Below are 25,143 nucleotides of genomic sequence, written 5' to 3'. Positions count from 1 at the left end.
GATCGCGTTTGTGCGCGAACCGCAATCCGCGACGTGTGTCCCCGTCTATCACCAACCCATTTTCTGTTGGAGTCTCTTGACATGAAACCAAAGCCAAACATCGCTCGCAGTTACCCATCGCTTTGTCACTGTAGAGATCCTATGCGCCCACAAGATCCATTATGGCTACCAAATCCAAACCTACCGATCAGCAAATCCTGGAGTCGAATCCGCAGCTAGTGCGGCATCTCAGCGCCCTTCATCTGGGGTCGCTCAAGGACTATCGCGATTGGTGCGCCGCCAACGGCTTCTGCCGCAAGCTGCACAAGACCGCCAAACTGCGCCAGCGCGAAGTGCAATATTCGCGTCGTAAACTGGCCGTTGAAGCTATGCTCGCCAAGCGCCGTGAAGCGAGAAACGCCGATCACTTGCTGTTGCGAATCTGCCGCGATCAAGTCTATCGCTACGATTGGCAAGCGCCGCTCGAAGGGTTCTATCGTGGGGCGCATCTTGCGAAACATGACGGCAGCGGCGCCAACATCAAGCCGCAGGTGCTGGAGAAACTGGTTGCTCATCTGTTGGAGACGAAGGCTCGGTTTCTGGACGGAACCCCCTATTACCCGCGGTTCGGTCAGCGTGCCGGCAACTCGGCGCTCGAAGCGCTGCCGCTGATCGCAGCCCATTGCCGCCGCTGGATTCGCCCGATCGAATCGTGGACGCCGACCAGTCGCAGTCCCCGCCGCCAGTTCCAGTCGCTGTTGCAGCACTTGTTTGTACAATACGGCGAACTGCCGGCGTTTCTCGACCAGGTCTGGCTTGCCGGATTCGCCGAGCGCAGCGCCGCCTGGCGACGGATCTATCTGCATCTGGCTGCGGGTCACAACCTGGCGAATTGCAACTTAATGCCGCTGGAATACACCAAGAAAATGGCCCACCATTTTCACCAAGCGCCCGGCAATTCGACAATCGAACAGGCGATCCGTTGGGGCGAGGTAAAGGGTCTCGGCGGCGACGACGCGCTCGCCTATGCGGTGCTCCGTTCGCGGTTGTCGGTCGACTTCGCCAATCACAAGTTTTGGCGGGTCGTGCTGCAGTGGCTGATTCGGTATCCCGAGGTTGATCGCTCGCAGGTCGGCTCGATTATCGACTACATCCAGTTCCAACGGTTCGTGCCGCACTATGTGCTGACGGGCGAGGGCGATCCCCAGGCCACCAACGCCCGTGAACCGAACTTCACGATGCGCGGCCGCACTCCGCAGTCGCTCCTCCGTCAGGTCGAGCGGTGGCATGGCACGGTGCACGATACGTTCGTCTTCGGCATGCATGATTGGCCGCCGTGCGGCATCGCTGGTTTCGATGTGGTGGAAGAGGAGGCTGATGGCCAGTTGGCGGCCTGGACGATCCGCGAACTGCTCAGCAGCAAGCAGATCGTCCAGGAAGGAGAGGTGATGAGCCACTGCGTGGCGACTTACATCGACCTCTGCGAACAAGGGCTGTCGTCGATCTGGTCGCTCGAGCGGGAAACGCCGCAAGGAAAATCGCGGGCCCTCACGATTGAGGTTCGCCCGCAAGATCGCCAGATCGCCCAATACAGCGGCAGCCACAATCGCGTGCCGACCGAAGAAGAATGTCGGATCATTCGCCAATGGGCGCAGCAAGCCAGGCTGCGACTTTAGTCGACGAGCATCGCCCTACGCGAGTAGATCGAGCACGGGGTGATGCTCTTCGACGCCGGTCAGCTTGAAGTTGAGCCCGCGATGGCGGAACGTCAGTTTCGTGTGATCGATCCCCAGGCATTGCAAGATGGTGGCCTGGATGTCATGGACATGGACTTTGTTTTCGACGACGTTAAAACCCAACTCGTCCGTTGCGCCGTAGCTGAAGCCCGACTTGATTCCGCCGCCGGCCATCCACATGGTAAAGGCCTGGGGATGATGGTCGCGGCCTTGGCTGCGGCCGAGCGCGGCGCTCGATTCGACCATCGGGGTGCGGCCAAATTCTCCGCCCCAGATGACCAGCGTATCCTCCAGCATGCCGCATCGCTTTAGGTCTTGGATCAGCGCGGCGCACGCCTGATCGGTCTTTCGACATTGCGAACGGACGCCGCCGGCGACGTCGCTGTGATGATCCCAGTCGGCTTGGTAAACCTGAACAAACCGCACGCCGCGCTGCACCAGCCGCCGCGCCATCAAGCAATTGTTGGCGAACGACTTCTTCGTATCCTTCGGGTCGGCGCCATACAGATCGAGCGTCTCCTTCGCTTCCTGCGCGAAGTCCATCAGCTCTGGGGCCCGCGACTGCATGCGATACGCCATTTCATACGCTTCCATCCGCGTCTTGATCTCCGGATCGCCAATCTGGGCCAGTTGCTGGCGATTCAGGTCACGAATCAGATCAAGCGAATCGCGCTGAGCCTGATCGTCGTAGCCAGTCGGATTGGAGACATGCAAGATCGGATCCCCTTGCCCGCGAAACGGAACCCCTTGATGGACCGAGGGCAAGAACCCGGCGTTCCACATCGCGGCGCCGCCGCTGAGACTACCGCCGCTCTTCAGCACCACAAACGACGGCAAATCGTTCGCTTCGCTTCCCAGTCCATAGCTGAGCCACGATCCCATGCTCGGCCGCCCGGGCACGCCATTGCCGGTGTTGCAAAAGAGCTGGGCCGGGGCGTGATTGAAATGGTCGGTCGTCACCGAGCGGATGATCGCGATGTCGTCGACCACCTTCGCCAGATGCGGCATCTGGTCCGAAATCTCGGCGCCACACTCGCCATGCTTGGCGAATGAGAACCGCGGTCCCAGCACCGCGGCGTCGGGCTGAATGAACGCATACCGCTGCCCGGCGATCACCGACGGCGGGATTGGCTTCCCTTCCATCTCGGCCAACTTCGGCTTGTAGTCGAACATATCGAGCTGGCTCGGGGCCCCTGCCATAAACAGGTAGATCACCCGCTTCGCTTTTGCCGGAAAGTGCGACGGCTTCGGCGCGAAGGGACTGATCGGTTCGGCCTGCGCGGCGGTAATGCCCAAGCTTGACTCCGCCAACAGCGACGCCAGCGCGATCTTGCCGAGTCCGACGCCGCAGTTGCGGAAGAAGTGCCGTCGCGTTTGTTCTTGCAGCCAGTTCATCGAGCGGTCTTCCTTAAGACTTGGTAATCGCTTCGTCCAGGTTCATCAGCGTTCGAGCCGTCATCACCCAAGCGGCAGCTTCCGGCGAAGAGCTTTCGCCGCCGCCGATTTTCGCCGCGTCCAGTTCGCCTGCCTGCAACCGCGTCAGCTGCGTCTGGCGATATTGCAAGATCGCCTTCACCTCCTCCGGCGTCGGCGGGCGAGTCATCAGACGCCGAAACAGATTCTCGGCGATCGCCTGTTCGGTCGTCGCTTCGCTGGCCGCCGCGGCGGCCAGCGCTCGCGCCAGTTCGATATACATCGCGTCGTTCAGCAACGTGAGCGCCTGCAGCGGCGTGTTACTGCGATCCCGTTTGGCGGTACAAACTTCGCCGCTGGGAGCGTCAAACACGGCGAAGGCGGCGAACGGCGCCGTCCGTTTGCTGAAGGTGTAGATCGAGCGGCGATACCGATCTTCGCCCTGCGACTCGTTCCAGCGGAATCCGCCGTAGGCAAGCGCCGTCACGCTGGCCGGTTGCGGCGGAAAGACGCCGCGGCCGTACATCTTGTCCGACAGCTTACCGCTGGCCAGCAGCATCGCGTCGCGGACCATCTCGGCGTCGATACGCAATCGCGGCCCCCGCGCCAGCAGACGGTTCTGCGGATCGGCCGACTTCAGCTTTTCGGTCTGTCGCGAATCTTGCCGATAGGTGGCGCTCAGCACGATCTCGCGATGCAGCTGCTTCATCGACCAGTCGTTTTCCATCAGCGAGCAAGCGAGATAGTCGAGTAGCTCAGGATGCGACGGCGGCTGCGATTGCGTCCCAAAATCGCCGCTGCTTTCGACCAGGCCGCGGCCAAAAAAGGCCTGCCACCACCGATTCACTGCAACGCGGGCCGCCAGCGGGTTCTCGCGACTTACCAGCCACTTGGCCAGCTCTAGTCGATCGGCTGGCGCCTCCTTCGATTCCATCCCCAAGAACTCCGGAATCCGCGGCGTCACCTTTTCCTTCGGACTGAGGTACTCACCTCGATGATGGCGGAACGTTTCCCGTGGATTGTCGGCGGGCCGCTCCAGCATCACCATCGACGTTGGGAACTGCGGCAGCTTCTTGCGTAGCTGATCAATTGGCTTGCGAGCCGCGGCCAGCGCGGGCGCTACCGAAAGATAGTAGTGGTCAAGCCGTTTCGTTTCCTCGGCCGTCCGTGCTTCGACCTTCTTCACCAAGATCATTTCGACTTCGGTCGTCATCGACTTGGCGATTGCTTCGACTTGTAAACTGGCCGCCGAGATCCGAAAGCGGCCCAAACTGGCGGCAAAGTGCCGCTCGAACAATAGCTCGATCGTCAGATCGCCGGGGCTGGTAATCGGCTCGGCCATATTGACGACCAGCTGATTCGCTTCCCCTTCACGCTGGGCGGTTCCCCAACCAGTCGAACCATCGCCGTCGAGTACATTCGCTGCATCGGCGCTACCGCTGCCGATGCTGATCTTGCCGTAGCTATGCGATGCGGCGGTAAGCGGGATCGGCTGGTCCCCCAGCTTTGCTGACAGTTCACTCAAAAAGAAATCGCCCTGGCGTCCTTCGTAGTACGAGCGCCCTGGTCCGCCGGCCGGGAGACGTTCATCGGGCAAGACCTCCAAGCGAAGTGCCGTCAGCGGCAACTGCGATGGGTCGATCGGAAAGGTCAGCGTAAAGACGTCGCGCTTCGTTATGTCGCCGCTCGAAAAGATTGAACCATCGGCCAGCGTTTCCAGCTTCGGCAAGTTCGTTTCCAGCTTCGACGCCATCAGCGTTTGCCACGGGGTCGCATTCGCCTCGGCTTCGGCCAGCCAGGCCGCTTTCCGCTTTTCCAGATTTGCGTGGCGCCGCTGCTCGATCGGTCCATCACCTTCGGCCGGCGGAAACTGATTGGGGAGCGCCGACTCCAGCGTTTCGATCTCGGCCAACAGCTTTGCCCGCTGCTCGACAATCGCCGGACGCTTCAGCACCTGATCCGGTTCATCCGCGTTGTTGAGCAGCGCCATGAAGCTGTAGAAGTCGGTGTGCGTGATTGGATCGTACTTGTGCGTGTGGCACTGAGCGCAACCGACCGTCATCCCCAACCAGATCGTGCCGGTCGTCGAGACTCGATCGATCATCGCATAGAAGCGAAACTCGAGCGGGTCGATGCCCCCTTCTTCGTTGAGCATCGTGTTGCGATGAAAACCGGTTGCAACTTTTTGGCTTTCGGTCGCTTTCGGCAACATGTCTCCAGCGATCTGTTCGATCGAGAATTGATCGTACGGCATGTCGTTGTTGATCGCCTGAATGACCCAATCGCGGTAGGGCCAGATCGAACGCTCTCGATCCTTCTCATAGCCGTTGGTGTCAGAATAGCGGACCAAGTCGAGCCAGTCCCGCGCCCAACGTTCGCCATAGCGGGGAGAAGCCAGTAGATGATCGACCAGCTTTTCGTAAGCGCCCGGATCAGGATCATTGGCAAACGCCTCCGCCTCTTCCGGCGTCGGCGGCAGGCCCGTCAAATCAAGCGAGACCCGGCGAATCAATGCGTAGCGATCGGCCTGGGGTGATGGCGTTAAGCCTTCCTGTTCAAGCCGCGCGAGTATGTACGAATCGAGCGGGCCTTTCGCCCAGCCGGCATCGGCAACTTCCGGCAGGGGAGATGTCTGCGGATGGACAAACGCCCAATGTTTCGCGTAGGGCGCCCCTTCTTTGATCCACTGCGTGAACAACTTCTTTTCGTCCGCCGTCAGCGTATCGTTGGTAGGGGGCGGCGGCATCTGCAGATCATGATCATCGGTCAAGATCCGCTCCAGCAGCAAACTCTCGTCCGGCGAACCAGGCGTGATCGCGCCATACTCAATCGCCGCGTCCCGCTCGTCCAACCGCAGATCGGCTTCGCGATGACCTTCGTCAGGGCCATGACAGGCAATACATTTCGACGCAAACAGCGGACGGATGTCGCGATTGAAATCGATCTCCGCCGCCGCGAGCGACGAGAGCGGAACGAGCAAAAAAACCAGGCAGGCAGAAAATAGGCGGGAATGCTGCATGAGCCCTTCTCAAAGAGAGTGGTGGCGGGAGCGAAGTATCGCAGACGCTCGATGCAAACTTCAAGGTAGTTTTCCCAGGAGACGATTACCAGAGAGAAAGAGGGGAGACGCCCAGTAAAGTCATACCGGCTTTGCAAGGCTCAACTGCCTGTTGAAAAATGCCATCGTGGCATTTTTCAACCTCGCCAGGCTCAGAGCATAGCTCTTCGCGGCTCGCAAAATAACGACTTACGTCGTTATTTTGGGATCGCATCCGTGCGATCACGCAGTCCGACGAGAAAATCAACGGACTGTTAAAGCGGATGTGAGATCGTTTGCGAACCCAGGAAGGTTCTCGCACCGAACACGTGGTTTTTCCACAATAGGGCCATCCCCCATACATTGGCTAGTTGGTAGAACTCACCCTGAAAATCTGGCCGCTAGAAACCATTCAAGTCATCCAGCGCCTCGTTCATCGGCCCCAAGTAGGCGTTGAAGAAGATCCGGAAAATCAACGTCACCAACAACCCCGCCACCAACAGCCAAACGCCAAAACCGGCGATCATCGCCAGCATGTTGAGCGCTGCCTTCGCACGAGACTGATAGTCGTCCGACAGTTTCTCCATCATCTCCGAAATTCGGCCGGTCAGCTCGCCGGTGTAGATGGCGTCGAGAAACTCTTCCGGAAAGACGCCGGTGTGCCGCAGCGCGTCGCCGATTTCTTCCCCGGCCAAAATCTCGCGATCGACCTGGTCGATGAACTGCGTGTAGTAGTCGCTGTGGGTGGACTCAAGACCGAGTCGAATCGCCCGGCGTGCGTCGAGCCCGCCGCCGGTGGTCAGCGCCAGCGTCCAGGCCATTTGCGACAGGGCGATCGTTTTGAGTGGGGCGCCGACTCCGGGGATGTTCATCGCGATTCGGCCGATCGGCAAAAAATCGAGCTGCCCCTGGCGATAGAACATCCAAATCACCCCGCTGCCGAACACGATGGCGCCGACGATCGAAAAATAGGTGAGCATGCCCGAGGTACCGACCAGCCCGAACCCCAGGATGTCGATCGGTTTTCCCGTCGTACGGCCCAGGAAGCCCATGAACCAGATCAGCAGCCCAACAAAGACGACTGCAAAAATCAGCTGGATCATCGGCCAGGCGATCCCCGCCAGAAACGACCGGCGGAGCTGGAGCCGATGTTCGTACCGTTCCGACAGTTCCTGCAGTATCCGATCAAGATGTCCCGTTTCGTCCCCCAGGCGGACCATTTCACGAAAAACATGCGGAAAGTAGTCGCCGGTTCGCTTCAAAGCGTCCCCCAAGGTTGATCCCCGCTCAACCCCATCACGAATCTCTTCCATCACCCGCCGCTGGGCGCCATGAGCCCGCTCGACTTCGCGCCGCCAGATGGTGCGGTCATCCACACCTGCGTCCAGCTGCGTTCCGACCCGCCGGCAAAGCTGGACGAGGGTCTGAAGTCCGATGCGTGGGGAAAAAAACATGCCATCTCGCGATTTATGGGAGTCGGAACGGTTTCCTTCCCAAGATACCTGGGGAATTCGCCCATGGGAGCGCCTAGCCCCTCCGCCTAATGGATCAGATTTTGTTAAACTAATCGATTCTCGAAATTAGCCAATTGCTACTAACACCCCACAAAGCCCCCATGCCCCAGTGGAACCAAGCCACGATCGTCGGAGTCGGCCTGATCGGCGGTTCGATCGGTCTGGCGATGCGGGCTCGCGGGTTAGCCAAGAAGATTGTCGGGGTCGGGCGAAGTCAGGAAAGTTTGGCGGACGCTCTGAAAGTTGGCGCAATTGACCAGGCGGCGACCGATATTGACGCCGGGGTTGAGAATGCCGAGTTGGTGATCATCTGCGCTCCGGTCGACAAAATCGTTCATCTGGTGCAGCAAGTCGATCGCCACTGTCAGCCAGGCACGATTGTGACCGACGCCGGCAGCACCAAGGGAGAAATCGTCGCCGCACTGAACAAAGGTCTGAAGAACGCCCGGTTTGTCGGCGGCCATCCGCTGGCCGGGGGCGCCAAAGCAGGCCCCAAACATGCCGACGCCGGCCTGTTTGTCGACCGCACGGTAGTGCTGACGCCAACCGCCAAGACCGACCAGGCGGCAGCCGAGACGATCGAAGATCTCTGGACGGCGCTCGGCGCGACCGTCGTCTGGATGGAACCGAAAGAACATGACGAGGCGCTGGCCTTCACCAGCCATCTGCCTCACTGGGCGGCGGCGGCCGTAGCGGCGACCACCCCCGAGAAATGGCTGCCCCTAACCGCAACCGGCTGGTACGACACCACGCGGATCGCCGGTGGCGACGCCGCGCTGTGGCGACAGATATTTACATCGAATCGAGGCCACGTCTTGAAGGCGCTCGACAAGTTTGAGAAAGTGCTGGCGGCTTTGCGTGAATCGCTCGAAAGCGAGAATGACGCCAAGCTCGAAAAACTCCTAAACGACGGAAAAAATCGCCGTGACGCTGTGGGAAATTGATATCTATCCGTCCGCTGACGAGCGCGACGCTGCCGCTGATTCGCTTATTGCCGCCGCGGCCGATCTCGGTCTGGCGTCGGATCTGCACGTCGCGACGGCGCGCGGGTTCCTGATCCAAGCCGAATTCAATCGCGAGTACGTCGAACTGCTCTCCGATCAACTGCTGTGCGATACGGTGGTCGAAACGGCCAAGATCGACGAGGCCGGCGCCGACTCCCTCTCGCAGGCGCCCAAGGCTGAGCTGTCGCAGCAGGTCTACGTCTTGCCCAAGCCGGGCGTGATGGATCCGGTCGCACAAAGTACGACCACCGCGATCGCCGACTTCGGCCAATCGGTCGCCGCGGTTCGCACGTTCCGCAAGTATTGGTTGCCGGAACTACCGCAGGCCCAGTTCGAGAAACTCTGCAATAAGCTGCTGGCCAACGACGCGATCGAGCAAGTGATCGTCGGCCCGATTCCGTTCGAGAAGCTTTCGTTCGGCAAGCCGTACGAGTTCGCCCTGCAGACGACGCCGATCCGCAAACTCGATGACGCCGGTCTAACCAAGCTGAGCAAGGAAGGTCAGCTCTACCTGACGCTGGTCGAAATGCAGACGATTCAAAAGTACTTTGTCGAACTGGGCCGCGACCCGACCGACATCGAGCTGGAATCGGTCGCTCAAACCTGGAGCGAGCACTGCAGCCACAAAACCCTGGCCGGCCGGATCGCCTACGAAGACGAAAAGGGGAAACGCAGCTTCAATAACATGTTGAAGGAAACGATCTTCGCGGCGACGCAGGAGATTCGCGAATCGCTGGGTGACAAGGACTGGTGCGTCAGCGTCTTCCAAGACAACGCCGGCATCGTCCGCTTTGACGAAGAGCACAACGTCGTCTTCAAGGTCGAAACCCACAACCACCCGTCGGCGCTGGAACCTTACGGTGGCGCCAACACCGGCATCGGCGGCGTTGTCCGCGATCCAATGGGGACCGGCATGGGCGCCAAGCCGATCTGCAACACCGACGTCTTCTGCTTCGCTCCGCCCGATGTCGATCCGGAATCGCTGCCGCAAGGCGTGCTCCATCCGCGACGGGTGATGAACGGCGTCGTCAGCGGCGTGCGCGACTACGGCAACCGGATGGGTATTCCGACCGTCAACGGCGCCGTTTACTTTGACGAGCGTTACCTCGGTAACCCGCTCGTTTACTGTGGCAACGTCGGGCTGATCCCGCAGCAACACTCGTTCAAAGAACCGAAGGCGAACGACCTGATCGTCGCCCTGGGTGGACGAACCGGTCGCGACGGCATCCATGGCGCCACGTTCAGCTCGGCCGAGCTGACCAGCGAAAGCGAATCGCTCTCCGGCGGCGCCGTCCAAATCGGCAACGCGATCACCGAGAAGATGGTGCTCGACGTCCTGCTGGAAGCTCGCGATCGTGGGCTGTTCAATGCGGTCACCGACTGCGGCGCTGGCGGGTTCTCGAGTGCCGTGGGCGAAATGGGCGAGATGATCGGCGCCGACGTTTGGCTCGATCGAGCCCCGCTGAAATACGACGGCCTCTCCTACACCGAAATCTGGATCAGCGAAGCCCAAGAGCGCATGATCCTGGCCGTGCCCGACGACAAATGGGACGAGTTGGAAGAACTGTGCAGCAGCGAAGGAGTCGAAGCGACCATTATCGGCCGCTACGTTCCGACCGGCCGCCTGAAGTTGTTCTATTACAACGAGCAGGTCGGCGACCTCGACATGAAATTCCTGCACGACGGACGCCCGCCAATCATCCGCGAAGCGACCTACAAGCCGCTGCCGGTCAAAGAAGTGAAGCTGCCGGTCGCGAAGAGTTGCGACTTTGCCGCTGACCTGAAGAGCATCCTCGGCTCGCTCAACGTCGCTAGCAAACACTGGATCATTCGCCAATACGACCACGAAGTGCAAGGCGGCAGCGCCATCAAGCCGCTGGTCGGCGTGATGAACGACGGTCCTGGCGACGCGGCTGTCGTCCGCCCGGTGCTGACTTCCAACCGCGGCGTGGTCGTCTCGTGCGGCATGAACCCGCGGTATGGCGACTTTGACACCTACGACATGGCGACCAGCGCCATCGACGAAGCGATGCGCAATTGCGTCGCCGTCGGCGCCGATCCGTCGCAAATTGCGATCCTCGATAACTTCTGTTGGGGCTATACCGATCGTCCCGAAACGCTCGGCTCGCTCGTTCGTTCGGCGATCGCTTGCTACGACATGGCGATCGCCCTCGGCACGCCGTTCATCTCCGGCAAAGACAGCTTGAACAACGAGTTCAGCTACTTTAACGACCAGGGGGAGAAGCAGACGATCTCGATTCCCCCGTCGCTCTTGATCAGCGCGCTCGGTCAGGTCGACGACGTCCGCCGCTGCGTGACGATGGACCTGAAGAAAGCAGGCAGCAAGCTCTATGTCGTCGGCAAGACGTTCAACGAGTTGGGCGGTTCGCACTGGGCCCTGATTCACGGCCAAAAAGAAGGCGCCGCGCCGAAGGTCAATCCGGCCGTCGCCAAGGCGACCTTCACCTCGCTTCACAAGGCGATCCATGGCGGGCTCGTCCGAGCGTGCCACGACTTGTCGGAAGGTGGTCTCGCCGTCGCCCTGGCCGAAATGGCGTTCGCGGGCGGACTGGGCGCCGAGGTTTCGCTCGACGCGATGCCGCATGACGTCGCGGCCAAGCACGCGGTCAGCCTCTTGTTCAGCGAATCGAATACTCGCTTCCTGGTCGAAGTGCCGGCCGAGAACGAGAAGCAGTTCCAGTCGCTGTTGGCCGGCGTTCCGCACGCCGCGATCGGCACCGTCGTCGAAGCGCCGACCGTCACGATCACGCACGACAAGACGACGCTCGTCTCGGCCGAACTGGACGAGCTGAAGCAAGCCTGGCTGTCGCCGCTCGACTGGTAGACGCCCCTGTTGTTGTTTCCGTTTGCAGCACCTTTTTCCCTAGTAAAGTAACCGACGATGGCGACTCCCAAGGCCTTGATCCTGCGAGCCCCCGGCACCAATTGCGATGGCGAAACGGCGTTTGCGTTTCAGCTTGCCGGCGGCCAGGCTGAGCGCGTTCACCTGAACCGCTTGCTCGATCAGCCCAACCTGGCCGAAGGCTTTCAGATCCTTTGCCTGCCGGGCGGTTTCAGCTATGGCGACGACATCGCCGCCGGCCGGATCGTCGGCAGCCAGATTCGTCATCACCTGGATGAAGTGCTGCGTCAGTTCATCGACGCCGGCAAGCTGGTCTTGGGGATCTGCAACGGCTTTCAGATCTTGCTGAAGTCGGGCATCCTGCTGCCTGACTCCGACGACGGTCACCCGCCGGCGACTTTAGCCTGGAACGAGTCGCAACGCTTCGTCGATCGCTGGGTCCACCTGAAAACGTTCGGCGACAAGTGCGTCTTCCTGAAGGACATCGAAAAGATGTACCTGCCGGTCGCCCACGCCGAAGGCCGCTTCGCCGCCCGCGACGCCGCCACGCTTGCGGCGCTCGACAAGGCTGACCAGCTCGCCCTCCGCTACACCGACGCCGCTGGCGGCGAGGCGGCCTTCCCCGACTGCCCCAACGGCGCCCAACTCGGCGTCGCCGGCGCCTGCGACAGCACCGGCCGCGTCTTCGGCCTGATGCCGCACCCCGAGCGTCACCTCGATCCGACGCATCACCCACGCTGGACGCGCGGCGAAGCGGGGGAAGTTGGTGATGGGTTGAAGATCTTCCAGAATGCGGTGGAGTATTTTTCTTAGTCGCAAGTCGCCCCCAATCGCGGAACGTCGATCGCCACTCCACCGACCATCGGTGCATCCACCGTGCGCATGTCAGCGCTCTGACATGGCTGTTCCGCTCGCGCCCACTTTTCAGGGCAACGAATCTCTCAAATCCGCCCCAAAAGTTGGCACGATCGCTTTGCAAGTAGCGAAAACGCAAACATCGCGACGCAAACGCGTATTTCCAAATCAATCGCCGTAGTCAAAATTTCATGAAAGACATTCGCCGTAAAAACGCCATTCTACTAATTTTTTCATGATACACGAAACGCACCCCGGCTTGTCTTTTTGAAGACATGCAACGAGACGCTCTGACCGGCGTTCGCGCTCCGTGGCAGGAATGGCCCAGCAATCCAAATGGCGATTCGATGCGCCGCGGCGACGGGCAGCCTTTTGACAACTGGGCCGGCGACACCGCCGTGATGTGCTATGCCCCCAGCATTTGTCCGCAATAGACCGACGGTCTGCCCCCGGATTGCGCCAGCGACATAACTACTGCTATCAGCAAGAAACGCATTGAAGCAACCCGGCCGCCGCGGCGAACTGACCCGCTGGATGTGCGCCTACTGCCCGAACTTTCAGGGCTGCCCGACCAACCACGGGATCAATAGCCGGTTCATCGAAGAGGCGAATATGGCCGCCGTGGTCAACAACATCGGCGCGTCCAGCTTTCACCCCGGCAGGGCTGTCTTTACGCTGGCCGATGCGTCGGTTCAGTTCCTACCCGACACGATGGATCACCGGGCTTACAACGCGATGGGAGGCCGCATCGACGGCCTGCCGATCAACTTGCAGTAACGCAGGCAAGTCGGCTTGTCGCGACGCGGGTCATTCTCTCTCATCGCACTAAGGAACTGAACTTTGGCATTTTGCTTAAACCGGTCCCTGAGCCTGAGCGTCGTCTGCATGGGACTGACGCTACTCGGCGGCTGCTTCTCGAGCACGCCCGCCAGAATGGCGCATGTCCACGGGGTTATCACTCACCAAGGACAACCGCTCGAGGGCGGCGTCGGCTCGATGAACTTCGTCTCCGACGCGGCGGTCGAAGTCGCCAAGATAGAATCAGGCGGCAGCTACTCGCCCCTGCTCAAACCGAGCGAGTACAAGATCGCCATCCGTTACAAAGACGGAGTCGACATCCGCGACGAAGCGAGCCGGATGATCCGAGCCAAAGACCTGATCCCGGCCAACTACGGCGACACGCGCTCGTCCGAGTTAACGTTGGTCGCGGAAGAAGGACGTAACGAAGTGAACTTCGATCTTCCGTAATTGGACGTCGGACCGTCTAACGAGTGGCGGTTGAGTTTATTTGCTGGAACAATGGGGCCAAGGTGAGACCCGTCTTGGCCTCTGGTTTTCCGATGGCGCGTTTTAGCTCGAATTCGACCTGGACGCGATATTCGATGGCCGGCTGTTGATCGATGTTAACCGCCTGCCGCTCTAGCAGCTTCGCCCATTCTAACTTCTCTCGCAGCAGGTCGACGCGCGAAGCTTGGGGATCCATCAGGTCGGCCCGCGCATCAAAAATGCGATCGACGTTTGCCTGTACGCGATCAAACGACGCCCCGCACTGTAGCCAATCGGCGCATGCCCCCCGAAATGTTTCCAGGGCGAAGTTGTGATATTGCTTGAGCAGAGCGCGAGCCTGACCGTCCCCCAGCTGCGGCGTTTGCAACGACAGACCTACTTGCGATTCTTCCGCGCCAACCAGTGAGGGCAGGAGGGTCAGCATCGCTATCACCACGCTCCGAATCATAATCGGTCTCCGTTCAATTGCAGTTCTCACCGGGAGTATGTTGAACACGAACGAGCCGACGACACCTTTGCCAAACGACGCGTCAGCCCCGCTCCTGCCAATAGATTGCCCGCCTGCTTTGAAAACCGGACAAAAAATTGCGATGCAAATCGCGGCCATTTGCCGCCGGTGAGAGGTTCCCTGGCGCCGATGCGCTTTTCCCGGTTACGTCCGCAGGCAATTTGCGGTTGTCTGCCAGAGCGGAGAAGAATCATGCAAATCCCCACGATCCAAGGCACAATCGACCGGCGCATCTTGGTGAACTATCGAGTCGCCCCCGACACGCTGGCCAAGGCGCTGCCGCCGCCGTTTCGCCCGCAGCTTGTAAACGGCTTTGGTATGGCAGGCATTTGCCTGATCCGGCTGAAGAACGTTACGCCGAAATTCTTGCCCAGCTTCTGTGGCATTTCCTCGGAAAACGCCGCTCACCGCTTTGCGGTTGAATGGGATCAGGCAGGGCAAACCTCTCAGGGCGTTTACATCCCGAGACGAGACACTTCCTCTTGGTTGAACGCGCTGGTGGGTGGACGACTGTTCCCAGGCGTGCATCATCTCGCTCAATTCGACGTCAACGAGCGAGATGATTCTTACAGCCTTGACGTCCATAGCGATGATCACCAGATCCAGATTGCAGTCCAAGGAGCGATTGCGGCGGAGCTACCGCGCAATTCCGTCTTCTCGTCGCTTCAAGAAGCGTCCAACTTTTTCGAGGCTGGCTGCCTTGGCTACTCGGACGGGACGAAACCGAACGAGTTCGACGGCCTAGAGCTGCGATCCTTTGGTTGGAAAGTCCAGCCGCTAAGGATCGAGCGGGTCGAGTCGAGCTACTTCGACGATCGCCGTCTTTTTCCCGGCGGAACGATCGAGTTTGACTCTGCCCTGTTGATGAAGGGGATCCGGCACGAATGGATTGGGAAAGAATCGCTTTCGGCCAGTTGAATCACACTTAAAGCGACTGTTCGAGCCCTCTACCATGCTACCGATGGACGGTCGCCCGAACTTACTACGCTAATTATCAGTCCGCCATCATCACCGACTCCTTAGATAACTCTTTACTCTCTAAGCGGATACGTTGATTTGGGCATTTCTCGTCACCAATCTGTTGACGCAATCCACCGCCGCCGGTATCATTACAGCTATTGAGACTCACTATCATTTCAGCTGCCAGCCAGCCCGGTTTTGGAAACTGGGAGCCAGCCCTGCTGGAAGGACCGTCCGGATTTGCCCAGTGCGGCGAACTCGGCTGGCTCGCTGCGGTCGCCTGATTTGCTCGGGCTGCCGCAACCGCTGGCTTCGGCACGAAAAGGAGAGAATGGTGGACTATTACGCGCTTGCCGTCGAACTGTTTCGTCAGGGACGCACCAACCAGGCCCTGCATGTTCTGAGTCAAACTCGGGACCAGTGGGACGCCGATGGGCGTTGCTGGCAGTTGGCTGGACAGATTCATTTCGACCTCGGCAACTTGCCGTTGGCGGCGCAAGCGTTTGAAATCGCTGCGATTCTCTTGCCTCTCTCGGCGACGGCACAGTGCCGGTTGGCCGAGTGTTATCTCCGTACGCAGCGGCCTGAATTGGCGGACTGCATCTACCAGCATCTCGCCACGATCGAGAATCTCGACGAGGCGGACGCGGTCGATACGGTTCGCGGGCTGATGCGGGTCGACGCGATTGGAGTGGCGGTCGATTTGGGTCTGCGGACCCTTCGCCGCTTTCGGGAAAACCATCGGCTGCTGACATTGGTCGCCGAGGGGCTCGAGCGTTCGGGACTTGGCCCACAAGCCTCGCTGCCGATGCTATTGCAGGCCGAACGTCTGCAACCAAAGAATCTCCACTACAAAATCGCAGTGATCAAGCGGTTGGTCGAAGCGGGACGACGGCTCGACGCCGTTCGTCGGTTGCGAGTCATCGAGGTCGAGTCGCTCGACTGCGTCGCTTCGTTGCAGCGGTTACGACTGCTGCTGGCGGCTTGCGGCGAAGAGGAGCGAGCCCAAGCGTGCCATGCCCGCTTGGCGCAGATCGAATACGAGACGGTCTCATCGTATCGACCGAGCGACGAAGAAGAGGGGGACGGCTAGTCTCGCTTTCGCTTCGCGCTCGCTAACTTGATTCGCTTGGAGAGAATGCCGTGATGCAAGATCGCTTGCAACGCGCCGTGGCGTGCTACACCCGCGGTTTGCTGCCCGAGGCCCTGCGACATGTCGAAGCGGTGCTGGCCGCCGGAGACGTTGGCGCCGACGCCTTAGAACTAAAAGGGGTGATCCTGCAGATGCAGGGCGCCTTCCCTGCAGGTCTAGAAACCTTGCTCGCAGCGCAACAGCTGCAGTCCCTTTCGACGGCGGCCCAGTTGGCGATCGCCGACTGTTATTGCCATACGGGCGACCTCGATCGAGGTCGCGAAATTCTCTGCCGACTGGCCGAGCGAAGCGACTTTCCGACCGCCCTCTTATCTTCCCTGGCAGAAGGGCTAGGACGACTGCAAGAATTTGAATTGGCCCGCCGGGTCTGCGAATTGGCGGTCCAGCGAAACCCCAACAGCCACGCCGCGCTATACGGCGTCGTGTTTTACATGTCGCGTGGGGGCGAACCTGCCGAGCGGTCGATCCCTCTAGTAGAAAGACTGATCGACCTGGCGCCGCGAGTGTTTCGCTACCGGATGTCGCTGGCGACTCTCTACACGCAGCTAGACGAGCAGGAAAAGGCGTACCTGGCGATCGCCGACGCTTCAAACGACGAGATGTACTCGGTCGATTGCGCCTGCTGCGTCGCCCGGTTGGTCGAGCTGTTCGAACTGTTCGACGACCGCGAGCGAGCCGCCTACTGCCGCTGCCGGCTGGTGGAAATCGCCAGCGAGTAGAGCGGCGTCTTTCTCTCACCTTTCCGTTGCAACCGCATTGTTGGGCCAGCGCTGCGCTGCACCCAACCTACGTCTGAGGTCGAACCTCCATTGCGCTGCGTCTCTTACCTCACATGCTTTCCCCGGAGTGAATCCCATGAGCTCGAAACTTGCGATCTTTTACGGATCGACGACCGGCAACACTGAACTGGCCGCGAACAAATTGGCCGAAGAACTAGGCGGCCTGCTTGCGCATATCGGTGACGTCGCGCTGAGCGAACCGCAACAGTTGGCCGAGTATGACGTGCTGCTGCTGGGCGTCTCGACCTGGAACATCGGCGACATGCAAGACGACTGGTACGCGTTTTTGAAGAAGCTGGGCGACCTTGATCTGACCGGCAAGAAGGTGGGCCTATTCGCGATGGGAGACGCGTACGGTTATCCCTACAACTTCCTCGACGCAATGGGCCAGCTATGGGAAGCGATCGAGAAACGGGGCGCCCAACTAGTCGGCGTCTGGCCAACCGCCGGCTATCAGTTTGACGAGTCGCAGGCAATGTACGACGACGAGCATTTCGTCGGACTTGGCCTGGACGAAGACAACGAACCGGAGCTGACCGAAGAGCGAATTCGCGGTTGGTTGGTCCAGGTTCTGCAGGAGATTGGGTTGCTTGACCTGCAGGACCTTGCTGACGCAGGTTGAGAATCAAAACCAGTGGTTAGCCCATGAACTGGCTGCCTAGCATTCGGTCCAATTCACCGCCAAACCGCCGCGGGACGTTTCCTTGTACTTCTTCGACATGTCGGCCCCAGTGCGGCGCATGACGTTGATCACGCGGTCGAGCGACACATGATGCGTGCCGTCGCCGCGGAGCGCCAGTCGCGATGCGTTGATCGCCTTCGTAGCGCCCATCGCGTTTCGTTCGATGCACGGCGCTTGCACCAGGCCGCCGATTGGATCGCAGGTCAAACCCAGGTTGTGCTCCATGCCAATCTCGGCCGCTTGTTCAACTTGCTGCGGCGTCCCTCCCAGCACTTCAGTCAATGCGGCGGCCGCCATCGAACAGGCGACGCCCACCTCGCCTTGGCAACCAACTTCGGCGCCAGAGATCGAAGCGTTTTTCTTGTACAGGGTCGCGATCGCCGCCGCGGTCAACAAAAAGCGGATGACGCCATCCTCGCTGGCCTGCGGACAAAACCGGGCATAGTAATGCAGAACCGCCGGAATGATTCCCGCCGCGCCGTTGGTGGGCGCCGTGACGACTCGGCCGCCGGCGGCGTTCTCTTCATTGACCGCCATCGCAAAGGCGTTGACCCAGTCGAGCACCGACAGCGGATCGTTCGCGCCACCGTACCGCTTCATTAGTTCCTGTGCAAATCCGCGAGCGCGGCGTTTAATCTTCAAACCGCCGGGAAGGACGCCGTCGGTCGAGAGCCCTTTCTCGACGCAGGCCTGCATCGCTTCCCAGATTTTCTTCAAGCCGGCGCGAACTTCCTCTTCGCTGCGCCGCGCCTTTTCGTTCTGCAGCATGATGCCGCTGAACGAGAGTCCGGTCTCCTCCGAGATCCGTAGCAGGTCGGCCGCTTTTTCAAAGGGATACGGGAACGCGACGGCATCGACCGGCGGGCCTTGGGCCAGTTCCTCTTCCGAGACGACAAAACCCCCGCCAATCGAATAGTAAGCGGTCTCTTGTAGGACGACTCCGCCGGCGTCAAACGCGGCGAACTTCAATCCGTTGGGATGTGCCGGCAGCGACTTACGGCGATGGAACAGCAGGTCGGTTTCGCAGTCGAAGGGGATCTCGCGCTGGCCAGCCAGATTCAGTTTCTTGGTCGACTCGATGCTTTCGGCCGTCGGCACGATCGAGTCGGGATCGACCGCTTCGGGCGTTTCGCCGGCCAAGCCAACCAAGACCGCTTTGTCGGTTCCGTGGCCGATGCCGGTCAGAGCTAGAGAACCGTAGAGTTCGGCCTGCACGCGGGCGACCCTGTCCAACTGTCCGGCGGCGGCGAGATCGGCCAGAAAACGATGCGCGGCGCGCATCGGACCTACCGAGTGAGAACTGGAAGGCCCGATTCCGATGGTGAATAGCTCGAAAACGCTGATCATATTCGCCCGACTCGCTTTCCTCTGGCAGTGGCTTGCGCCCCTTACCCTAATTCAGGGCGGAGCGCGCACACTACCAATCTGACGAAAGTTGGTGGACGTTGATAGATGCCGCGGCGAAAGTCTGTCAAAATCGCGCCGGGAACGTAAAAAAGCGACAAAATGCGAAATCTGCCGATTTACGCCTCGTCGCTGACGGCCTGCTCGCCGCCACCTTTGCGGCGACGTTTCGCTTCGCTGAGCCGCTGCTTCATGCCGGCGACCTTCTTGATTTCCTTTTGCTTCTTCAGAGTGCTGGCCATATCGGGCAGCGGCGTGAAATCGTCTTCGACCGAGACCGTCTTGTAGTACTTGTCTTCCAACTTCTCAATCTTGTCGAGGGCAGCGTTTCTGGCGCTGGATAGCGACGTAAAACCGGTCAGAAACTCACGCAGACACGACTCGTGACCGACCAGTTGTACGCTATATACGTGGCGACGAATGGTCGTCCCAGAAAGTCGACGTTGGATCGACATTTGCCAGGCGCCATGGTTTTCTACCAAGGCGAGTTCGGTTCCCATGCGATGTGCACGCACGGGCAGATCGTCGTGATCGCGCGAGCGAAAATCGAACATGAAGTCGGCTCCTTGACTGCCCTGTTCCGGACTGGAACGGTTATTCAGATAAGATCGGTGCTGGCCAGTTCAGTGAACTAGTCGAAATGTATCTTGCAAGAATCCCCGTCGCATTGATTCCTGCCAAATCGGTACCGGATTCGTGCAAATTGCCGATAGAAGAAAGACCAAATGGGAAGGCTGTAGGGAATATGCAGCAGCGGAGCTGCCAACCACAGAGGGGGAAGCTTCCTGGTTAGGTACCGAAACGCGGCCGCTCCGCCGTGTCGAGTCCCATCGGGCTCGACCACCAGCATCTCTTCCATCAGCTGGTCGTAGCTTAGGTCGGCGGCGTAGTCCGCCACCTTAGAATCGTGCAGCGAAAGGTAAGAAAGACGCCCCTTGCCCCCCAAAAAGTCGACCCAACGGACGCTGGCGGTGCAAAACCGGCAATGGCCGTCATAGATCAGCACATCGCGACCAGGGGCCTGGCTGGGGCTAGCCAACGGGCGTTCGGTTTTCTTGTCGGTCGCTAACATTCCGGGATCACTTGCGAATTGGAGGAAACAAACCCCGCCGCTTGGGAGTCTAACTTACTGTCAGCAGCTTCCCAAGCTAAGAACCGCGCCAGGCGCGGCTCCGCAACGAATTTTCGCCATTTCGGTGGATAAGTCGGGGCGAATTTCGGTACACTTCTTAGATGGAGCTTTCTGGCACGAATTACGAGCAAGAGCCCCTTTTCTTCTGGTTTTCCGCCAAAGGACCCTTCGATGGACAAGTTGCAACAACAGATCGGCGCCGCGCGCCGGCGTCTGAACGCTCAGCAGTTTCTCGAGCGGCTCGTCTGGTCGTTGCTGTTCGCCTACCTGGCGGCGGCGGTCGCTTTGGCGATTCCCAAGATCTGGGCGATCGGCGTCGATGGCGAAATCTGGAAGTGGAGTTGGCTGGCCGGCGCCGCCGTGGTTGGCGTGATCGGGGCCATTATCTGGACCTACGTCGTCCGCCGCAACTCGCTGGAAGCGGCGATCGAAATCGACCTTCGCTACGGCTTGCGAGAGCGCGTCTCCAGTTCTCTGACGCTCGACCAAGAGTCGCTCGAATCGGAGTTTGGCAAAGCGCTCGTGTCGGACGCCGTTCGGCGCGTCGAACGGCTCGACGTGCGAGAGAAGTTTCCGATCCACGCTTCGTGGAAAGGTCTGCTGCCGGTCTTGGTCGCTGCGGTCGCCTTTTTGGTCGCGGTGTTCGTCCCTGACGCGCAGCCTGATCCCAATGCCGGCCAGGCGGTCGCCAGCAACGTCGATCAAGAGAAGAAGATCGTCAAAACGACGACCGAAGAGTTGAAGAAGAAGCTGGAAGAGCGCCGTAAAGAAGCGGAAGAAAAAGGCCTGACCGAAGCTTCCGAGCTGTTCAAAAAGCTGGAAGAAGGGACCGAAAAGATCGCCAAGAAGAAAGATGGCGACCAGAAGAAGACCTTGCTGGAACTAAACGATCTGGCCAAGGCGCTAAAAGACAAAGTGAAAGAGCTTGGCATGTCCGAAGCGTTGAAAGACAAACTGGAAGCTCTGAAGAACCTCTCCAAAGGCCCAGCCGACAAGATCGCCGACGCCCTCAAAGATGGCGACCTGAAGAAGGCGGTCGAAGAGATGAAGAAGCTGCAGCAGAAGATGGCCAACGGCGAGCTCTCGAAAGAAGAGCAACAGCAACTAGGCAAACAACTGCAGGAAATGGCCGACAAGATGAAACAAATGGCCGACGCCCAAGCACAAGCGAAGGAAGATCTGAAGAAGCAGATCGAACAAGCCAAAGCGGCTGGCGACCAAGCGGCGGCCAACAAGCTGCAGCAACAGCTCGACGAACTTGAGATGCAAGACGAGCAAACGCAGCGGATGAATCAGATGGCCCAACAAATGGGTGAAGCGGCCCAGCAAATGCAAAACGGCAACATGCAGGAAGCGCAGCAACAGCTCAGCCAGATGCAGCAGCAACTGGAAGATCTGCAAGGTCAGATGGACCAGCTCGAAATGATGGACGAGGCGATGGACCAGATGATGGCCGCCAAAGAAGCGATGTGCGAAGCCTGCCAGGGCGAAGGTATGGGGCAAATGGGTCAGATGGGGATGCAGCAAGGTCAGCGTCCCGGCAACGGCATGGGCGAAGGACGAGGTCAGGGCGAACGTCCCGAAGAGGAAACCGACACCGGCTTCTACGACTCACAAGTTCGCGCCGCCCCCAAGAAGGGCAAGGGCGTGATCGTCGACTACATCGATGGCAAGAACATGGCGGGCAAAACGCTGATCGAAATCAAAGAAGCGATGTCGGCCGGTTCGTCCGACGACGCCGACGCGATCGTCGAAAAACGTCTCTCCCGCGATCACGAGAAAAACGCCCAACAATACTTCGACCTGATTCGCGACGGCGAGTAACGGCAAGGTTGAATGGGTGAAAAAAAATAGGGCGTCCCGATTGGGACGCCCTGCTCTGCTTCTTGACTCTCTTTAACGGGTGGCGCTGCTGAACAAACCAAGTGGTTAGCCTGCGTTAAGGGCGTATCCCCTACGGGCGGAAGTCGTGATCGGCTTCGATCATTTCGGCGAACCGCGCCAGCAGCGTGGCGGCGTTGTCGATGTCCTCGAGCGAGCAAACTTCGACCGCACTGTGCATGTAACGATTCGGGATCGAAACGCAACCGGCGGCAACGCCCGCTTGGGCCATCTGCAGGGCGTTGGAGTCGTTCGAGGCCGGCTTGCCCAGCGCCGACAGCTGATACGGAATCTTGTGCGATTCGGCCGCTTCGATCAGCAGGTCGACCACCTTCGGGTTCATGTTCGGACCGCGATAGATGACCGGGCCTTTCCCCAGATCGACTTCGCCATTCTGCCGCTTGTCGATCGTCGGGCAATCGGTCGCGTGGGTCACGTCGACGCCGATACCAACATGCGGATTGATGCCATGGGCGCTCGTCTTGGCGCCGCGAAGGCCGATTTCTTCCTGAACGGTCGAAACGCTGTACAGAGCACAGTTCAACTTGCCGGCGCGACGCAGCGCCTCGAGCACGACCCACAAACCGGTGGTGTTGTCCATCTTCGGAGCGTTGGCCAGACCGTTTCGCATTTCTTCAAAGCCCAGCTTCAGCGTCACCGGGTCGCCGATCCGGACCAGCGCTTTCGCTTCGGCCTGATCCTTCGCGCCGATGTCGAGCCACAAGTCCTTAGTCTGGACGACCGTCTTGCGCTCTTCGTCGTTGAGCAGGTGGATCGGCTTGCGGGCAATCACCGCCGGAATCGGTCCGTTCGACGCCCAGATCACCATCCGCTGACCAATCAGCTGCTGCGGATCCCAGCCGCCGATCGTCTGGGCGTAAATAAAGCCCATTTCGTCGATCTGCGAGACCAGCATGCCGATCTGATCGCAGTGACCGGCGTACATCAACCGCAGCGGCGCCGAGGCGTTTTTCGCCCCAATCACATTGCCGTGCAGGTCAGTCTCGACCGAATCGGCGATCGGTTTCAGATATTCGCGAACCAGATCCTGGACCGGTTTTTCGTAGCCGGAGGGGCTGGGAGTATCGAGCAAACGCTTAAAGAATTCGAGCGGCGCAGATTCCATGGCGTCCTTTGCAGACAAAAAACGAGTGGGCTGAAAGGCTCTATCTTAACGGCTGGGCGGAAACTCAACAGCACGCTCTACCTTGGCCACCTGCAGCCGGTAGCTTTCGTACCACCGTTTTCGCCCCAGCTGCTGGACTCCCAAATGGTCGATCTGGTTCTTCCAAGCGTCGATTGCGGCCAGATCACTCCAATAAGAAACGGTGATGCCGAAGCCGTCGACGTCGCGGACCGACTCGATCCCCAGAAAGCCGGCTTGCAGCTGCGCCAGTTCCTCCATTCGCTCGGCGGCGGCCAGATAGCCCGGCCGATCTTGATTGGTCCGCTGACTGGTAAAGATCACCGCATAGTAAGGGGGATTATCAAGCTGCGTCATACCGCTCCCCATTTCCGTGCTTAGGCCCCCGAAACCTTTACCCTATAACAACTTTAGCCCGGTTGACGACCGCCGCTGCGGGCATCTACGATGAATGATTCGCTTCGATATCGTAGTCCGCCTGGGGAGTAGATCGTTTCGCCATGCCAAAAACGAAGGTCGCCATTGTCGGCGTCGGCACTGTAGGCGCCGGCGTAGCGCGCATTCTACTCGACCACGGCGATCGCACCGCGAAAAATGCAGGTGCGACGCTCTGGCTAGAAAAAGCGGTTGTCCGCGATCTATCGCGGGATCGCGATTGCCAACTGCCCGATGGCGTGCTGACCGACGATCTGAACGAGATCATCAACGATCCCGAGATCAAAGTCGTCGCCCAATTGATGGGTGGCGTCGATGAGGCTCGCACCACGATGTTGCGACTGCTCGAAGCGGGTAAAGACATCGTCACCGCCAACAAGGCGCTCGTCGCCGAGCATGGGCCAGAGCTGTTCAGCCGCGCGCACGAACTGGGCCGTTCGATTGCGTTTGACGCGGCCGTCGCCGGCGGCATCCCGATCATCACCAACCTGACGCAGTGCCTGACCGCCAACCAAGTCACTTCGCTGGTCGGCATCTTGAACGGCACCAGCAACTTCATCGTGTCGAAGATGGAGGAAGACGGCAACGACTACAACGACGCCGTTCGCGAAGCGCAAGTCCGCGGTTACGCCGAAGCCGACCCGACGATGGACGTCGACGGATCAGACGCCGCTCAAAAACTGGCGATTCTGGCGCACATCGCCTTTGGCGCTTCAATCGACTGGAAAGAAATCCCCCGCGTCGGCATCGACTCGCTCGATCCGATCGATTTGCAGTTCGCCAAAGAGCTAGGCTACCGCGTCAAACTGCTGGCGGTCGCCCGCATGACCGACAACGGGCTGGAACTGCACGTCTCGCCGACGCTGGTCAAGATCGGTCGCCCGCTGGCCGAAGTCCGCGGCGCCTACAATGCCATCAAAGTGACCGGCGATCAGGTCGGCGACTTGCTGTACCACGGATTGGGCGCCGGGCAAAAGCCGACCGCCTCGTCGGTGGTGGCGGACATGATCGACACGGCGGTCGGTCGCACCGAGCTTACCTTCCGCACGCTGAAGCTGTTCTCCAGTCACAACCCGGACGTGGCGCTTTGCCCACCGGCCGATATTATCGGTCGCTATTACTTCCGGTTCCTGGTCGACGATCGCCCGGGCGTGATGGCCGAAATTGCGGCGATTCTCGGCACGCACAACATCTCGATTGCGTCGGTCATTCAGCACGCGCCGGACGTCGAAGGGGACAACGCCGTCGTCTCGCTGATCATCATGACCCACACCGCGACCGATGGCGACGCAGACGCCGCGCTCGACGAAATCGTTCGGCTCGAAAGCGTGCGAGCCGGCAACCGTAAACTTCGCGTTCAAGACTAAAGCGAGCTAC

At 59.8% G+C, this 25,143-nt stretch carries 22 protein-coding genes; 13 read left to right on the top strand and 9 right to left on the bottom strand.

Annotated features, from left to right (window positions below; all coding sequences use genetic code 11):
* Positions 1–161: 161 nt before the first annotated feature.
* On the top strand, positions 162–1,655 hold the full coding sequence (locus tag Enr8_RS21820) for a PcfJ domain-containing protein (protein WP_146435765.1): 1,494 nt from the start codon (positions 162–164) through the stop codon (positions 1,653–1,655).
* Positions 1,656–1,670: 15 nt separating this feature from the next.
* On the opposite strand, the gene Enr8_RS21815 is transcribed toward Enr8_RS21820, so the two are convergent.
* The 3 genes from Enr8_RS21815 to Enr8_RS21805 form a co-directional block, all read right to left on the bottom strand.
* Positions 1,671–3,110, bottom strand: coding sequence for a DUF1501 domain-containing protein (locus tag Enr8_RS21815; RefSeq protein WP_146435763.1), 1,440 nt, complete (start codon positions 3,108–3,110; stop codon positions 1,671–1,673).
* A 13-nt stretch (positions 3,111–3,123) separates the two neighbouring features.
* A complete protein-coding gene (locus Enr8_RS21810; protein WP_146435760.1) occupies positions 3,124–6,147 on the bottom strand; it encodes a PSD1 and planctomycete cytochrome C domain-containing protein in 3,024 nt (1,007 codons plus the stop codon).
* Positions 6,148–6,566: 419 nt separating this feature from the next.
* The gene (locus Enr8_RS21805; RefSeq protein ID WP_146435758.1) at positions 6,567–7,619 is read right to left on the bottom strand and encodes a type II secretion system F family protein; all 1,053 of its coding nucleotides are present in this window, start codon (positions 7,617–7,619) and stop codon (positions 6,567–6,569) included.
* A gap of 161 nt (positions 7,620–7,780) precedes the next feature.
* On the opposite strand from Enr8_RS21805, the gene Enr8_RS21800 reads away from it, so the two are divergent.
* The 6 genes from Enr8_RS21800 to Enr8_RS21780 all read left to right on the top strand — a co-directional run bounded on the left by Enr8_RS21800 (position 7,781) and on the right by Enr8_RS21780 (position 13,649).
* Positions 7,781–8,623 (top strand): prephenate dehydrogenase, encoded by an 843-nt coding sequence (locus tag Enr8_RS21800; RefSeq protein WP_146435756.1) that lies wholly within the window; start codon positions 7,781–7,783, stop codon positions 8,621–8,623.
* The gene (gene purL, locus Enr8_RS21795; protein WP_146435754.1) at positions 8,604–11,528 is read left to right on the top strand and encodes a phosphoribosylformylglycinamidine synthase subunit PurL; all 2,925 of its coding nucleotides are present in this window, start codon (positions 8,604–8,606) and stop codon (positions 11,526–11,528) included. The genes Enr8_RS21800 and purL overlap by 20 nt, the downstream gene beginning before the upstream one ends.
* A 57-nt stretch (positions 11,529–11,585) precedes the next feature.
* Positions 11,586–12,359, top strand: a complete 774-nt coding sequence (gene purQ, locus Enr8_RS21790; RefSeq protein WP_146435752.1) for a phosphoribosylformylglycinamidine synthase I — start codon at positions 11,586–11,588, stop codon at positions 12,357–12,359.
* A 317-nt stretch (positions 12,360–12,676) separates the two neighbouring features.
* Positions 12,677–12,835: a hypothetical protein gene (locus tag Enr8_RS25585; protein ID WP_186767788.1), complete on the top strand. Its 159-nt coding sequence runs from the start codon at positions 12,677–12,679 to the stop codon at positions 12,833–12,835.
* A 61-nt stretch (positions 12,836–12,896) separates the two neighbouring features.
* Positions 12,897–13,178, top strand: a complete 282-nt coding sequence (locus Enr8_RS21785; protein WP_146435750.1) for an H-X9-DG-CTERM domain-containing protein — start codon at positions 12,897–12,899, stop codon at positions 13,176–13,178.
* Between the two features lie 63 nt (positions 13,179–13,241).
* A complete protein-coding gene (locus Enr8_RS21780) occupies positions 13,242–13,649 on the top strand; it encodes a hypothetical protein (protein WP_146435747.1) in 408 nt (135 codons plus the stop codon).
* A 16-nt stretch (positions 13,650–13,665) separates the two neighbouring features.
* Here the strand turns inward: Enr8_RS21780 and Enr8_RS21775 are convergent, their stop codons facing one another.
* Positions 13,666–14,295 (bottom strand): hypothetical protein, encoded by a 630-nt coding sequence (locus Enr8_RS21775; protein WP_146435745.1) that lies wholly within the window; start codon positions 14,293–14,295, stop codon positions 13,666–13,668.
* A gap of 93 nt (positions 14,296–14,388) precedes the next feature.
* On the opposite strand from Enr8_RS21775, the gene Enr8_RS21770 reads away from it, so the two are divergent.
* From Enr8_RS21770 to Enr8_RS21755, 4 genes are all read left to right on the top strand, one after another.
* Positions 14,389–15,114 carry a DUF2071 domain-containing protein gene (locus tag Enr8_RS21770; RefSeq protein ID WP_146435743.1) on the top strand — a complete coding sequence of 242 codons (726 nt, stop codon included), beginning with the start codon at positions 14,389–14,391 and terminating at the stop codon, positions 15,112–15,114.
* A 376-nt stretch (positions 15,115–15,490) separates the two neighbouring features.
* The gene (locus tag Enr8_RS21765; protein ID WP_186767787.1) at positions 15,491–16,249 is read left to right on the top strand and encodes a tetratricopeptide repeat protein; all 759 of its coding nucleotides are present in this window, start codon (positions 15,491–15,493) and stop codon (positions 16,247–16,249) included.
* Positions 16,250–16,302: 53 nt separating this feature from the next.
* A complete protein-coding gene (locus Enr8_RS21760; RefSeq protein ID WP_146435739.1) occupies positions 16,303–17,028 on the top strand; it encodes a tetratricopeptide repeat protein in 726 nt (241 codons plus the stop codon).
* A gap of 136 nt (positions 17,029–17,164) precedes the next feature.
* On the top strand, positions 17,165–17,710 hold the full coding sequence (locus tag Enr8_RS21755) for a flavodoxin (protein WP_146435737.1): 546 nt from the start codon (positions 17,165–17,167) through the stop codon (positions 17,708–17,710).
* Between the two features lie 36 nt (positions 17,711–17,746).
* On the opposite strand, the gene Enr8_RS21750 is transcribed toward Enr8_RS21755, so the two are convergent.
* The 3 genes from Enr8_RS21750 to Enr8_RS21740 form a co-directional block, all read right to left on the bottom strand.
* Entirely contained in the window at positions 17,747–19,117 is a 1,371-nt protein-coding gene (locus Enr8_RS21750; RefSeq protein ID WP_146435735.1) for an L-serine ammonia-lyase, read from the bottom strand.
* Between the two features lie 176 nt (positions 19,118–19,293).
* Positions 19,294–19,728: a hypothetical protein gene (locus tag Enr8_RS21745; RefSeq protein WP_146435733.1), complete on the bottom strand. Its 435-nt coding sequence runs from the start codon at positions 19,726–19,728 to the stop codon at positions 19,294–19,296.
* A gap of 77 nt (positions 19,729–19,805) precedes the next feature.
* A complete protein-coding gene (locus tag Enr8_RS21740; RefSeq protein ID WP_146435731.1) occupies positions 19,806–20,246 on the bottom strand; it encodes a thiol-disulfide oxidoreductase DCC family protein in 441 nt (146 codons plus the stop codon).
* 231 nt (positions 20,247–20,477) lie between these two features.
* On the opposite strand from Enr8_RS21740, the gene Enr8_RS21735 reads away from it, so the two are divergent.
* Complete coding sequence (locus Enr8_RS21735) at positions 20,478–22,130, top strand: hypothetical protein (RefSeq protein ID WP_146435729.1); 1,653 nt, start codon at positions 20,478–20,480, stop codon at positions 22,128–22,130.
* 130 nt (positions 22,131–22,260) lie between these two features.
* Here Enr8_RS21735 and Enr8_RS21730 read toward each other — a convergent pair whose 3' ends face one another.
* Both Enr8_RS21730 and Enr8_RS21725 read right to left on the bottom strand, forming a co-directional pair.
* Positions 22,261–23,313: a M42 family metallopeptidase gene (locus Enr8_RS21730; RefSeq protein WP_146435726.1), complete on the bottom strand. Its 1,053-nt coding sequence runs from the start codon at positions 23,311–23,313 to the stop codon at positions 22,261–22,263.
* 45 nt (positions 23,314–23,358) lie between these two features.
* Positions 23,359–23,688 carry an antibiotic biosynthesis monooxygenase family protein gene (locus Enr8_RS21725; protein WP_146435724.1) on the bottom strand — a complete coding sequence of 110 codons (330 nt, stop codon included), beginning with the start codon at positions 23,686–23,688 and terminating at the stop codon, positions 23,359–23,361.
* Positions 23,689–23,831: 143 nt separating this feature from the next.
* Here Enr8_RS21725 and Enr8_RS21720 point away from each other — a divergent pair, with 143 nt between their 5' ends.
* Complete coding sequence (locus Enr8_RS21720) at positions 23,832–25,133, top strand: homoserine dehydrogenase (RefSeq protein WP_146435721.1); 1,302 nt, start codon at positions 23,832–23,834, stop codon at positions 25,131–25,133.
* Positions 25,134–25,143 lie beyond the last annotated feature (10 nt).

The organism is Blastopirellula retiformator, assembly GCF_007859755.1.
Taxonomy (GTDB): domain Bacteria; phylum Planctomycetota; class Planctomycetia; order Pirellulales; family Pirellulaceae; genus Blastopirellula; species Blastopirellula retiformator.
The sequence above is the reverse complement of the archived record's forward strand: the minus strand, read 5'-3'. Positions and strand labels throughout refer to the sequence as shown.